Origin of the sequence: Cytobacillus solani (assembly GCF_006704205.1) — a bacterium.
Lineage (GTDB): Bacteria > Bacillota > Bacilli > Bacillales > Cytobacillaceae > Cytobacillus > Cytobacillus solani.
This window is the reverse complement of the sequence record NZ_CP041305.1, coordinates 4,462,140-4,475,107: the sequence shown is the minus strand read 5'-3', so window position 1 is coordinate 4,475,107 and position 12,968 is coordinate 4,462,140. Positions and strand designations below refer to the sequence as shown.

The window sequence follows — 12,968 nt, the reverse complement described above, 5'->3', positions numbered from 1 at the left end:
ATTAGAAAATCACTCCTGCATGTAAAATAATGTTTGCATATGGAGTTACTTCACCCGTTCGGATGACTGCTTTTGCCTTTTTTGTTTGTGCTTTAAATTCTTCGTGGGAAATATAATCTATTGATACATCTTTAAGAATAGAGGTAACCTTCTCATCGATTTGTTTGTTTTGCTCCTTAATTTCAACAGCAAGTGTTGCTTTTTCAACTGCCATATCTTCAAGCAATGTTTCTAGCGTATCAATGAAACTAGGGTCTCCCTGTTTTAATGCTAAATCGATTCGAATCGTTTCATCTGGAATAGGAAGTCCACAATCTGCAATAACGATCGTATCGGTATGGCCAAGTCGCGAAAGCACTTCAGATATATGACTATTTAATATCCCTAATTTTTTCATTTTCTCTTTTCCCCTCTTAGCTGCAGGAATTCCTCTACCTCCTGGAGGGTAGGCATTCCGCCTTGAGCACCAAATTTTGTTACGGATAAGGCAGCGGCAGCGTTAGCGAAATGGCAGGCTTCTTCTAGCTCATAACCGATGCTTAAGCAATAAGCAAGTGCGCCATTAAACGTATCACCTGCACCTGTTGTGTCCACGACATCCACGTTGAAACTAGGAATTTGGAGTTCATTCCGCTTCAAAATGGAAACACCTTTTGAACCTTTTGTAACAATGCACTTTTTAATAATTTCTTTTCTTTCTTCGTCTGTCCAATCAGAAGAAGTCAGCAGCATTTCTTGTTCATGCTCATTTGGTGTAATATAGTCAATTTTAGATAGAAGTTCTTTTGATAAAAGCTGAATCGGTGCTGGATTTAAAATGATTGTTGCATTATGCTTGCTGGCAATTTCGACCGCTTTCTCAACTGTTTCTATTGGTATTTCCAGCTGAAGTAAAACAACATCACTTTCTGCAATGATTTTTTCTAATCTTTCGATATAAACAGGTGTGACATGATAGTTGGCTCCCGGAACGACGATGATACTGTTATCTCCATCAAAAACGGTTATAGTAGCTGTGCCGGTTGAAGTTTCTGTAACCGGTTCCACATTTTGCACATCTATTCCTTGGTTATTCAAATGCTGTTTTAACTCTTTGCCAAATGTATCTCTTCCGACACACCCGATTATGCTTACATCTGCGCCTAATCTTGCAGCAGCAACTGCCTGATTTGCCCCTTTGCCACCGGGGATGGTGTGAAACGCTTTTCCTAAAACCGTTTCACCCATTTTTGGAAGGATATTTGTACTTGTTACAATATCCATATTAATACTGCCGATGACAGTGATTTTCTTTTTTGTCATCATTTTCACCTCAAGACCTTAGTTGATTGACCTATTTTTAAAGATACTTTAAATTCTTGCTGTGCAGGATTTACAGCTTTTCCTTCAATCATATTTAGTAAAAGTTTAGCTGCTGACTCCCCTAATTCATATATAGGCTGTGCCATCGTTGTAATTTCTGGACTTGTTAGTTCACAAAGCTGAATGCCATCAAAACCAATCAATGAAAGATCTTGTGGAATTCTTATTCCCATTTGTGTTGCGGCTTTCAATACACCTAAAGCCATATAATCATTCCCTGAAAAGATTCCATCAATATCACGGTGCTTGGATAATAGTACCATCGTCGCCTTTGCAGTTTCTAGTACGTTATAATTTCCATTTATAATAAATTCCTCACTAAACCAAGGCTCATTACATACTTCACTTAAATAGCCTTTATAACGTTCGTCAGCGTTAATAACACTTACTGGACCTCGAACATGGGCAATTTTTTTGCATCCAATCGCTTTTAGGTATTGTACCGCTTCCTTTGCTCCTTCATAATTGTTGACCGAAACAGATGGAATACTTTGATGAATGGGACGGTCAAGCGAAACGATTGGGATATTATTTTTCTCAATATAGTTCGGTGCAAGTGTACTCGTAACAATAATGACACCGTCTACATATTTTTGCTTCATGACATCAAAATATTTTTTTTCCTTATCCTCATGTTCGTCTGAATTGCAAAGGATTAATGTATAATCATTGTTATTTAAAACATCTTCAATTGCTCTAGCGATTTCTGGAAAAAACGGGTTTTTAATATCAGGTACGATGAGAGCAATTGTTTTAGATTGTTTTTTAAAAAGGCTCCTAGCAACCGCATTCGGTTTATAGTCCAATTTCTCTATGGCCTTTAAAACTTTTTTTCGCGTATCCTCATTTACATAGCCATTATTATTTAACACTCTTGAAACAGTAGCAACAGATACATTTGCTTCGTTTGCTACATCTTTAATTGTGCTCACATCATACCCTCTTTCTAACATGTAACCGGTTACACATCAAAATAAAAAAATAGTTTCTATAAAAGATAAAGAAAAACTTAGTATTTGCTAATTTCTGAATGTTTAATATTAACTAATAGGTAATCGCTTTCAAATAGTATGAAAAAAATCTTACCTTCTATACATTTGCATAGCATAGGTAACTTTAATTGAATTTTAATTGCTTAAAAAGTATTTGTCAATAAATTAATAGAGGAATTGAGAATAGAAATTCCTATGATTCTCATTCTATTCCCTTCACTGCTTACTAGATTTTTCTACATTCACCCATTTATTCATTTGGAATAAGATAGTTAAAAATGTTTAAAGGATGGAGTAGTATGCCGATTTCGTTCCCTGTAAGTATTAGAACAGAAAAGATAAGTGGTGGTAAAGATAAAAATATTTATTACCCTCAAGTGTTTAAAATGAAGAATGTACAATTAGAACAAAATATTAACCAAAAGATTGTTCATCAGACCCAACTACTTGTTAATGAATTAGTTGGTGGAGATCCATCATCCGTCGTTGAAATAATCGGTTCTTATGAAATAAAAAATAACCAGCGGGAAGTTCTTAGCCTATCACTTTCAAATTATACGTACCATTATCATGCAGCACATGGCATGACGATTATTAAATCATTAACATTTGATTTAAATGAAGGAAAGCTTTGTACACTTAAGGATTTATTTAAGCCGGGCAGCAATTATGCAAAAAGGCTAACTGATTTGATAGAAAAGCAAATTAAACAACGAGATATCGAGCTTCTTAATCCATTAACTGAAATTAAGCCAAATCAAGACTTTTACATTGCAGATAAAGCACTTGTCATCTATTTTCAGCTTTATGAAATAACGCCTTATGTATTTGGCTTCCCAATGTTCCCAATTTCCGTCTATGATCTGCAGGATATCATTGATGAAAATGGTCCGCTGGGCAGGATGGCAGAGAACAATTAAAGTGAATAGAAGACAATCTTCTTATAAATAGCAGCTGTTACTTATTCACAACATTCTTTGGAATATCTCCATTTAACACAAGGAGAAGATTATCTGCAGCAACTTCTGCCATTTTCATTCGCGTAGCGATGCTGGCACTTCCTATGTGGGGAAGTGTCACTACGTTTGGTAATGTAAGCAATGGGTGATCTAATGAGACAGGCTCCATTTCAAAAACGTCAAGACCTGCAGCCCAAATTTCTCCATCAGCAAGCGCTTGATATAGGTCGTTTTCGTTCACAATTCCTCCGCGTGCAGTGTTTATCAAAATGGCTGTATCCTTCATTAATAGAAACTGCTCCTTCTGAATCATGTTATGTGTTTCGGGTGTATAAGGAGTCATGATACAAACAAAATCAGATTTTTTTAATAAGTCCTCTAATGTTGTATACTGTAATCCTAATTCCTTCTCAGCCTGAAGCTTTCTGTTTCGATTATGATAAAGGATATTCATATTGAATCCCTTTGCTCTCCTTGCTAGTGCTTCTCCAATTCTCCCTAAGCCAATAATCCCAATTGTGGAATTAAATATATCTTGACCAGTAAGCTGCATTGGAGACCAAGTCTCCCATTTTCCCTCCCGCATATAGGATGACGCTTCTGGAATCCTTCTTGCAGTAGCCATTAAAAGAGCAAATGTCAGGTCAGCGGTAGTTTCTGTTAACACACCTGGTGTATTAGTAACGATAATCCCTTTCTTGGAGGCTGCTTCAATATCAATATTGTTATATCCTACTGCCATATTGCTTATTACTTTTAGCTTTGTGGCGTTAATTAGTAATTCTTTATTAATTGTTTCAGTTAATAAGCAAAATAATCCATCTATCTCAGCAATTTTTTCTTCTAATACTTTCTGTGGAACTGGTATATCTTCATGCTCCCAAATAGATACATCGAAGCTTTTCTCTAGTTGATTTATGATTGGGATAGGTATTTTTCTAGTTATAAATATTTTCGGCTTCAACATGATTTCCTCCATGAAATTTTTATGTGAGAGCGCTAAGAAAACGCATAATTTGCTCCGTTCGTTCGATCGTCCACTTTGATGAATTCGCCATGGCAGTTTCAAGTGAACAAGGACCAGGTACAATTGAAAATGCACTGCTAATGCCCAGTTCGTTCATTTGATATTCATCTAGAAGTAAGCTGCCACATAGTGCAATTACTGGAATATGATGCTTTTTTGCTATTTTACTAACCCCTGTGATTACTTTTCCAGAGAGTGTCTGGCTATCTAGTTTTCCCTCACCTGTAATGATGAGGTCTGCCCCTTTTATTTTCTCTTCAAATTGAATAGCCCCCATTACAACTTCTATTCCAGATCGTATCGAAGAACGGAAAAAGGCTGCTAAGGCTGCACCAGTTCCTCCAGCTGCTCCTCCGCCAACAATCTTGCAGAGATTCATATTTTTTTGCTTCTGAACAATTTTACTATAATGAAATAATGCTTGATCCAATTTCATTACGTCACTTGCAGAAGCGCCCTTTTGCGGACCAAAAATTGTTGAAGCCCCATTCGGACCACATAAAGGATTCGTTACATCACTTGCAATTAAAATGGATGACTCTTTAATTCGCGAATCTATATCTGAATCATCTATAAATGCCAAGTTTATTAAAGCTGCTCCGCCTTCAGCTAGTTCAAGCCCATCATTTGAGTAAAATCTTACCCCTAATGCTTTCAACAACCCGGTGCCTCCATCATTTGTTGCACTTCCACCGAGACCAATAATAAACTTGCGATAGTTTCTATCGAGTGCGTGCTTGATTAGTTCACCAGTTCCATAACTTGTTGCCAGCAATGGATTTCTTTCCTCTCTCGATAAGAGTGTAAGACCAGAAGCTTGAGCCATTTCAATAACCGCAGTTTCTTGATCCCCTAATAAACCGATTGTTGCCAATACGGGTGTTCCTATTGGTCCCTTAACTTCAAATTCTATGAAGGAACCTCCAGAAGAATAGACGAAATTCTCCATTGTCCCTTCTCCGCCGTCAGCTAAAGGAACTTCTAATACTTCTGCCTTTGGGAAAACACGATGCACACCAGCTTTCACAGATGTACAAATATCTCGTGCGGAGATGGCTCCTTTAAAAGAATCAGGTGCGATGACTATTTTCACTGAAGCACCTCCAATATTAAACTCGAATATTTTATCTTTCTGCTTACAATATATCACAAACTAGTAAATTAATACCCCTTTGAAAAATCAACTTGATTAAGCAATTTTTCGTTTTTTTCAATTTTACGTAATGTGTCAAAAAAGTATGAAATCGCTTCATTCAGATCCGTAACTGCTGAAATATGTGGGGTGATAATAATATCGTCTCTTAACCATAATGTTGAGTCATCTGGAAGGGGTTCAGTAGTAAGTACGTCTAATACTGCGTACCTTATTTTACCTGCATTCAAACCTTCAATCAGTGCTTTTTCATCAACTGTTGCACCCCTGCCGACATTGATAAAAGCAGCCCCATTAAAGTTGCTAAATAACTCGTTATCAAAAAGTTTATTTGTTTCCTTTGTCAAAGGCAGTGTGCTTATTATCCAATCTGCAAGTGTTAGCAATGGACCCGAAGAAGTAGTTTTCGTGACTTCTTTAAAAAAATCTTTTTGCTTTCCACTTTGAGATACGCCGTAAACCTTTGCACCAAACTGATCAAATGTCTTTGCAACTTCTTGTCCAATTTCTCCCGATCCAAAAATAACAATTGTTAGATCCTTCACCATTTTTGGCGTCTTTGGAGCCCACTCCTTTTGACTCTGTTTTTCCTTAAAATACTTATGAAATTGGAGGTCTCTTAACACATAGCTTAGGCAATACTCACTAATTCTTTCACCAAAAGAACAAAAGGTACGAGTAAGTAGGGTATTTTCCTTCCATCCATCAATCTCTAAAAAGTTATTTACACCTGCATTAAAGGAATGAACCCATTTCAAATTTGATGGATTGAAGCTAGGACACGGTTTAGACCCAATATATGCTTCTGCCCACGATAAATCTTCTAATGTGATTTCATCAACAGGAATAAATCGGAAATGTTGAGATTCTTCATTTGTTAATTGTTTTTGAAAAAGTTCTTCATATTCTCCGGCCACAAGTATATTTTTAATGTCCATTAGAATTCCTCCAGATTATTATTCGCGAAATAAGGCACAGCAAGCAGGTTTTTACCGCTCGTTGTGCCTTATTTTATCGTATTTAACTATTTACGGGAAAATTATTGGTTTTTCAAATTTAAATATCCATCAAGATAGGAACAATCATTGGCTCCTTTCTCGTACCTTCTTTTACATATTGTGCAACAGACCTTTTTAATTGTTTTTTTATGACATTCCATGAATATCTATTTGCTTCATGTAGCTCATTGATTGTTTCAATCGTCATTTGTTTCATTCCTTTTCGGAGTTCAGAGAAATTCTGATCGACAAATCCTCGAGAAATAATTTCAGGTTCGGATAGTAGTTTTCCTTCCTGTTTATTCATCGGTATAATAATTATGAGCATTCCTTCCTCTGAAATTTGTTTACGGTCCCGTAATACAAATTCCATTTTCCCTATATCCACTCCGTCAACATATGTGTTCCCACTCGGGATGTTTCTCGTACTACGGGCAATAGCATTTTCTATATCTACAACATCACCATTTCTTAAGATAAAAGTATGGCCTTTTTCTACACCTACTGATTCTGCAAGCATCCGGTGATGATGCAGCATTCGATATTCCCCATGAATAGGAATAAAGTATTTCGGCTTCATAAGAGTTAGCATGAGCCTTAAATCTTCTTGATACCCATGACCTGAAACATGTATTCCTGAACTACTTCCAGATCCATAAATAACATGAGCTCCAAGTTTATATAAGTTGTCGACAATACTACTTACATTCCTTTCGTTCCCAGGGATTGGACCTGCTGCAATGATAACCGTATCTTCGGATAAAATCTCTACATCACGAAAGTTTCCAGTGGACAGACGACTAAGGGCTGCCATGGACTCTCCTTGACTCCCAGTGCATAAAATAGTCACCATTTCTGGAGGCAAGCCATTAATTTCACGAGCTTCAATTAACATACCATTAGGAATGGTTAAGTAGCCACGTTCCATCGCCACACCTACTACATTCACCATCGACCGACCAAGTAATGCTATTTTTCGCTCCGTTTTCTCCGCAGCATTGACAACCTGTTGAATACGGCTAACATTTGAAGCGAAAGTAGATACAATCACCTTTCGTCTCGCCCTAATAAAAATCTGATCTAAATTTTCACCTACCATTTGTTCGGAAGGAGTATAGCCAGTTCGCTCAGCATTGGTACTTTCCGATAAAAGGAGGAGTAAACCTTTATTCCCGAATTCAGCCATTTTGTGAATTTCTGGACGCTCATTATTCGCAGGGGTCCAATCAAACTTGAAGTCCCCAGTATGTACAATCGTTCCTTCAGGAGTATTGAATACAATCCCTAAACAATCGGGAATACTATGATTTACTTTGAAAAAGTTAATATTCATTTCACCGATTTGGACGACCGAATCTGAATTAATTTCAATCAGTTCACTTTCTCGTAAAAAACGATGTTCCCTTAATTTGAGTTCAATTAGTCCCAATGTGAATCGTGTCGCATATACTGGCACATTTACTTCTTTTAAGAAGAAAGGGACTCCCCCAATATGATCTTCATGGCCATGTGTAACAATTAAGCCACGCACTCGATCTTTATTTTCGATAATGTAAGAAAAATCGGGGATAATTAAATCAATCCCTAACAAACTTTCATCAGGAAACTTATTTCCACAATCGATAATTATAATATCATTTCCATATTCAATGACATACATATTTTTTCCGATTTCATTTAAGCCGCCAAGGGAAAAAACAGATATTACATTCCCTTTTATCCCCATTTGAATTCCTCCTAATATCAATTTGCTTTAGTATTTCCATGATTTTTGTTTTTATCTGCGAGCACAATATGGGACGGTTCTTTTGTTTACAAGAAAACGAGAGAGCCGTCCCCGTGTATTAGTGACTAATTGAATGAGCGAGCGTAGTATGCCTGCGAATGGCAGCAACGAATTCTACAAAAAAGTAAAATAACGTGATTGGCCAAAGGAAATTCCATATCAGACCAATACCTTCGTAGGAGGTAAGAACGACAGGATGGATTATCTTTAAACAGAATAAGGACAACACAACCCAGCAGACTGAAAAAGGAAGACAAATATGGCCGTGCAGCTGAAGTGGGAGGTTTGAATAATCCCACCATTGCCGATTAAAAATCTTTTGCAGCAGCATCCCACTTGCATATTCAACAATAGTTGGGATTAGGAAGCATAGAAGAATGGCAATCATCCAATTTGTTTCAGGTGTGACGAAATAAACCAATAACAAAGGTGCAAAGCCATACATCGGTTTAAAAGGACCAATGAGAAAGTTGGGTTTGAAAAATTTGCGGTTGGTAATGAGGTTATAACAATTCTCCAACAGCCATCCAAAAAGTGAATAAATGGTAAAAAAATACATAGCCATACCTGCTTCTTTTATGAAAATCATGCTAGTCATTTTGCTTACAACCTCCATATTCATTATACTCACTATAGGTTTTGCAAACTAAATAACAGGTATACAACTATTTAGCTCTTTTGTGATTTTTTAACAGCAAAAAATCACCTAGTACAAAAACTGTACTAGGTGATTTTACTAAGATAAGATTCGTTTTTCCCCGTTGATTGCCTGAATCGGGTCAATATTTTGAGTGAATTCGAGTGTACCCACATATTCCCCGCTTTCATCCCTGACAGCGAAGTAGCGAATGTATACATATTTATCTCGGAACTTTATATAGAAATCTTCATGTTCCTTTCTGCCGGCTTTAAAGTCTGCTAATAGCTCCTCTACTACATGAACACTTCTAGGCGGATGGCAGTTTTGTACGGTACGTCCAATGACTGCTTTTGTTCTTGCAAAGATTCGTTCTTTTCCATGTGAGAAGTAGCGAACGACATCATCCTGATCAATGAATGTAATATCAACAGGCAGATGATTTAAAAGCAGCTCCAGTTGTTTTAAGGATAATAAACCTGTTTCCATTTTTATATATCCATCAGAAATGGATTTCTCACTTATTTCATTTCTTTCAGGCTTCCACTCTCCAGCAGGGCCAGTTAAACAAAAGCCAATTTCATCACTTTCACGGGCAATCTTTACCCATTCATCCTCTGTTAAGTTTTGCAGGGCCATTGGGAACAGGATATTTTCTTCCCGATAAATCATATTAACGACTTCTTGAATTATAAAGCTGACGACTCCTGCAACAGCCTGCTTATCCCCATCATAATTTGTTAATTTTTGCTTTGCCTCTTTAATGGAATCTCGGATAAAATCATCAATTCTCCACATATTGTTGGTCGGCCCATAAATACCGTACTTTTCTAAATAAGGGAATATTAGATTTTCTTTTCGGCTGTAGTGCTTATCAATATCAAGTAAAAGATTGCAATCCTCTAGTAATTGGTAGACATTTTCTTCAGAATCATCCTGAATAAATTGCTCAAAATGGGCTTGAACCTTCGTTTTTATCAGCTTATCAATTTCTTTGTTTTCCAAAATAAATGTATGAACTGGATGACCAGGTTCATCTTCTGGATGCTTGGTTCGTGGAGTCTCTTCAATTGAATCTCTAAAAATCTCTGTATGCAAGGAATATAACCGCTGAATTTCTTCTACTGGCAGATCATTGTCAAGCATTTCTTCATGTTTAAGCTGAGAGATTTCTTCGACAGTCACCTTACCGATAAAGGCATCGAAGTGTGCTTTCACTTCCTTAATATTTTTTCCATTGTAAAGATCTTTAAATATTTGTCTTAAGATAGCCAGACGATCTGTATGGTTAGTGGATTGTAGTTCACGATTATTAATGAATTCACTCATTAAGATTCTCCTTCGCTTCATGGCATAATAAATACAAGTGATAATGTTTCTCATGAATAAAATACCATTAATCTAAATGAATGATTGTGATTCAAATCATGGTGAAGCAAAAATATCTGCTATTGTTTGCCTATAAGTAAGCGTAAGAATGAAACTTTATTAGTGTAGTTTCGTAATGTAATTGTAGAAGAACGAAAATAATTACGAGGAGAATCATTATGAAAAAACTTAATTTATTAATTGCTGTACTCGTATCCTTAATGTTAAGTGGCTGTTCGTTCTTAGGAGAAGTCAATGATTCCTTAGATTATGCCAATAAGGCGACAGATCATATAAATACATTAAGTAATTTTGCTGAAACTGCACCGCAGATGATACAAGATGCTGCTACAAATGGAGAAGCGAAAGAGGAACTAGAGAATCAATTAAAAACTCTCATAGAAAAAATGGAAAAATTTAATGCTATTGATCCTCCATCCATTGCTGAAGATATCCACCAACAGCTTGTTGAAAAGAATGAGATAATTATTGAGGAAATGAATCAAGTGATGGCCGATGGTGAAATTTTATTAGATAAAATTGAATCCACAGAGATATTTACAACGATCAATGAGATTACTACATTATTAAATCAATTGAAAGAATTAGGTTTATAAGCGAGCTCCACCAATTGGTGAAGCTCTTTTTTGACCTTTTACAAACAATGCATTTCCTTTTCCGCTTCGTCCCATGGGACTGAATAACCTTGTCCCTTTGAACAAAAAATGGAGGAAGAAGTGTATGCTGGATCGGCATTTTTATTGTAAGCAATTCTTTCTATTATCTCTTTTTCATTATGACAGCGATCATAACCTGCAAATACAAGATTTATCGTCGCTTTTCCCTGTGTGAAAGAAGCAAGCTGAGTACTGTATGTCATAAAGGTTGCTACTGGTACTGTTCCTGTTAATATTGCTTTATTTCCTTCCGTTATAGGCGGATTGAATTTGCCAAATGCAGTTTGAATATCGGCTAATACGCGGCCCATCTGATCGATAGTTACTTTGATCTTAAACTCATATATAGGTTCTAGTAAATTGTTTGAAGCTTTTTCTAGGCCATGCCGTAATGCCCGAAATGTTGCCTCGCGAAAATCACCGCCAGATGTATGTTTATTATGGGCTAGCCCGGTTAGCAAAGTCACTTTCACATCAGTGAGAGGAGATCCAGTTAAAAGACCATTGTGTTCCCTTTCAAATAAATGCTGTTCAATTAAATTTTGATTTCCAATAGTCAAATCGTCCGCATGACAAGCATTACAGAAGGTAATTCCGCTATTTCTTTCGCCGGGCTCTAATTTGAGATGAACTTCAGCATAATGCCCTAAAGGTTCAAAATGACCGTATCCGATAACGGTCGAAACGATTGTTTCTCTGTATAGAATCTCCGGTTCCTCAAATGAAATGTTTAACTGAAATCGTTCCAAAACTACTTGCTCTAATACCTCTAGCTGAATCGTCCCCATGACATGGATATGTATTTGCTGCAGATTCTCTTCCCAAATGACATTTAATGATGGGTCTTCTGCATCTAAAATTTTGAAGAAACGCAATGCTTCTTTTATATTTACAGATGGTTCAAAAAGGACTTTTGATTTTAAGGCTGGCATCATTTCAAAATCAACGGTCTCTGTCTTTTCACCCATGCACCTCCCAACAGTTGTCATTGATAACCCAGTGACAGCGAAAAGTTCGCCAGCCTTAACATGATCGACTTTATTATATTTATTCCCGCCATATACTCGTATTTGAGTAATTTTTTCTGAAATCTCATTCTGACCATTCCAGTATCTTACCTCATCCCTTTCTTTTAAACCGCCACTTAACGCTTTGATAAAAGAGATTCTTGCTCCGTTCTCATCATGACGAATTTTATAAACACGGCCTGAGAAGGCTTGCTCAGTTCTATAATTAGTAACTGTCAATTGATCAATCGCAGCTAGAAATTGTTCAATGCCAATATCCTGAAGCGCTGATCCGCTTGAACAAACGAAAGCTTGGTTTTGATATATCATTTTTTGTAGTGTTTTTAGCCATATATCCTTTTGATAGCCGGTTTCCATGTACAGTTCTAAAAGATTCTCATTACGCTCTGCCACAAATTCAATGAACTTCTCATCCATCTCACCATCATTAAAGGAGTCTGTTATCTCAAAAATATCCTTTGTTAAGTTTAATCTAATCTCCTCAAGCACGGCTTCAACATCTGCTCCTACGCGATCTGTCTTGTTGATAAAGAAAAATGTAGGCACTTGGTATTTTCTTAAAAGCGCCCAAACGGTTTCTGTGTGCCCTTCAATTCCTTCCACCGCACTAATGATAATGATAGCGTAATCCATCACTTGAATGGCTCGCTCCATTTCAGTAGAAAAGTCGACGTGGCCAGGTGTATCGATTAGATAATAATTGGAATTCCGATAGCTGAACATAGCTTGATCTGCAAAAACGGTGATCCCACGCTGACGTTCGATTTCATGGCTATCAAGAAAGGCATCCTTATGATCGACTCTTCCTCTTTGTTTAATACTCTTCGTATGATAAAGCAACTGTTCGGAAAATGTTGTTTTTCCGGCATCTACATGTGCCAGTATTCCAATCGTTTTGTTCATTTTGTGTCCTCTCTGCTTTGAAATCTTTCAATTCTATTATAACAAATGCTTTTTTCTTGTGAAAAATGTAAAAATCTC

The 12,968-nt window shown here is 36.7% G+C and carries 12 protein-coding genes; 2 read left to right on the top strand and 10 right to left on the bottom strand.

What is annotated here, in order from left to right:
- Window position 1 precedes the first annotated feature (1 nt).
- Genes rbsD through FI644_RS22470 form a run of 3 tightly spaced genes read right to left on the bottom strand, consistent with a single transcriptional unit; the run spans window position 2 to window position 2,294 of the window.
- Window positions 2-397: a D-ribose pyranase gene (rbsD, locus tag FI644_RS22480; protein WP_053476043.1), complete on the bottom strand. Its 396-nt coding sequence runs from the start codon at window positions 395-397 to the stop codon at window positions 2-4.
- On the bottom strand, window positions 394-1,302 hold the full coding sequence (rbsK, locus tag FI644_RS22475; RefSeq protein ID WP_056687179.1) for a ribokinase: 909 nt from the start codon (window positions 1,300-1,302) through the stop codon (window positions 394-396). Before rbsK ends, rbsD begins: the two co-directional genes overlap by 4 nt.
- Before the next feature lie 5 nt (window positions 1,303-1,307).
- Complete coding sequence (locus tag FI644_RS22470) at window positions 1,308-2,294, bottom strand: LacI family DNA-binding transcriptional regulator (protein WP_056684672.1); 987 nt, start codon at window positions 2,292-2,294, stop codon at window positions 1,308-1,310.
- A gap of 359 nt (window positions 2,295-2,653) precedes the next feature.
- Between FI644_RS22470 and FI644_RS22465 the strand changes: the two genes are divergently transcribed.
- Window positions 2,654-3,274, top strand: coding sequence for a DUF3298 and DUF4163 domain-containing protein (locus FI644_RS22465; RefSeq protein ID WP_075209148.1), 621 nt, complete (start codon window positions 2,654-2,656; stop codon window positions 3,272-3,274).
- 37 nt (window positions 3,275-3,311) lie between these two features.
- On the opposite strand, the gene FI644_RS22460 is transcribed toward FI644_RS22465, so the two are convergent.
- The 6 genes from FI644_RS22460 to FI644_RS22435 form a co-directional block, all read right to left on the bottom strand.
- The gene (locus FI644_RS22460) at window positions 3,312-4,277 is read right to left on the bottom strand and encodes a 2-hydroxyacid dehydrogenase (RefSeq protein WP_142109082.1); all 966 of its coding nucleotides are present in this window, start codon (window positions 4,275-4,277) and stop codon (window positions 3,312-3,314) included.
- A gap of 22 nt (window positions 4,278-4,299) precedes the next feature.
- Complete coding sequence (locus tag FI644_RS22455; protein WP_142108836.1) at window positions 4,300-5,433, bottom strand: glycerate kinase; 1,134 nt, start codon at window positions 5,431-5,433, stop codon at window positions 4,300-4,302.
- Between the two features lie 68 nt (window positions 5,434-5,501).
- Entirely contained in the window at window positions 5,502-6,431 is a 930-nt protein-coding gene (locus FI644_RS22450; RefSeq protein ID WP_142108835.1) for a D-2-hydroxyacid dehydrogenase, read from the bottom strand.
- A 118-nt stretch (window positions 6,432-6,549) separates the two neighbouring features.
- Complete coding sequence (locus FI644_RS22445) at window positions 6,550-8,217, bottom strand: ribonuclease J (protein WP_056684683.1); 1,668 nt, start codon at window positions 8,215-8,217, stop codon at window positions 6,550-6,552.
- A gap of 118 nt (window positions 8,218-8,335) precedes the next feature.
- Window positions 8,336-8,875 (bottom strand): putative ABC transporter permease, encoded by a 540-nt coding sequence (locus tag FI644_RS22440; RefSeq protein ID WP_231690070.1) that lies wholly within the window; start codon window positions 8,873-8,875, stop codon window positions 8,336-8,338.
- A 138-nt stretch (window positions 8,876-9,013) separates the two neighbouring features.
- Complete coding sequence (locus tag FI644_RS22435) at window positions 9,014-10,243, bottom strand: DUF438 domain-containing protein (RefSeq protein ID WP_056684686.1); 1,230 nt, start codon at window positions 10,241-10,243, stop codon at window positions 9,014-9,016.
- A 218-nt stretch (window positions 10,244-10,461) separates the two neighbouring features.
- Between FI644_RS22435 and FI644_RS22430 the strand changes: the two genes are divergently transcribed.
- The gene (locus FI644_RS22430) at window positions 10,462-10,899 is read left to right on the top strand and encodes a DUF6376 family protein (protein WP_053476050.1); all 438 of its coding nucleotides are present in this window, start codon (window positions 10,462-10,464) and stop codon (window positions 10,897-10,899) included.
- 38 nt (window positions 10,900-10,937) lie between these two features.
- Here FI644_RS22430 and FI644_RS22425 read toward each other — a convergent pair whose 3' ends face one another.
- Complete coding sequence (locus FI644_RS22425; RefSeq protein WP_142108834.1) at window positions 10,938-12,890, bottom strand: GTP-binding protein; 1,953 nt, start codon at window positions 12,888-12,890, stop codon at window positions 10,938-10,940.
- Window positions 12,891-12,968 lie beyond the last annotated feature (78 nt).

Coding starts and splice junctions, on each gene's coding strand:
- FI644_RS22435 (WP_056684686.1), bottom strand. CDS start 10,243: ATGAGTGAATTCATTAATAATCGTGAACTACAATCCACTAACCATACA.
- rbsD (WP_053476043.1), bottom strand. CDS start 397: ATGAAAAAATTAGGGATATTAAATAGTCATATATCTGAAGTGCTTTCG.
- FI644_RS22450 (WP_142108835.1), bottom strand. CDS start 6,431: ATGGACATTAAAAATATACTTGTGGCCGGAGAATATGAAGAACTTTTT.
- FI644_RS22465 (WP_075209148.1), top strand. CDS start 2,654: ATGCCGATTTCGTTCCCTGTAAGTATTAGAACAGAAAAGATAAGTGGT.
- FI644_RS22425 (WP_142108834.1), bottom strand. CDS start 12,890: ATGAACAAAACGATTGGAATACTGGCACATGTAGATGCCGGAAAAACA.
- FI644_RS22440 (WP_231690070.1), bottom strand. CDS start 8,875: ATGACTAGCATGATTTTCATAAAAGAAGCAGGTATGGCTATGTATTTT.
- rbsK (WP_056687179.1), bottom strand. CDS start 1,302: ATGACAAAAAAGAAAATCACTGTCATCGGCAGTATTAATATGGATATT.
- FI644_RS22430 (WP_053476050.1), top strand. CDS start 10,462: ATGAAAAAACTTAATTTATTAATTGCTGTACTCGTATCCTTAATGTTA.
- FI644_RS22445 (WP_056684683.1), bottom strand. CDS start 8,217: ATGGGGATAAAAGGGAATGTAATATCTGTTTTTTCCCTTGGCGGCTTA.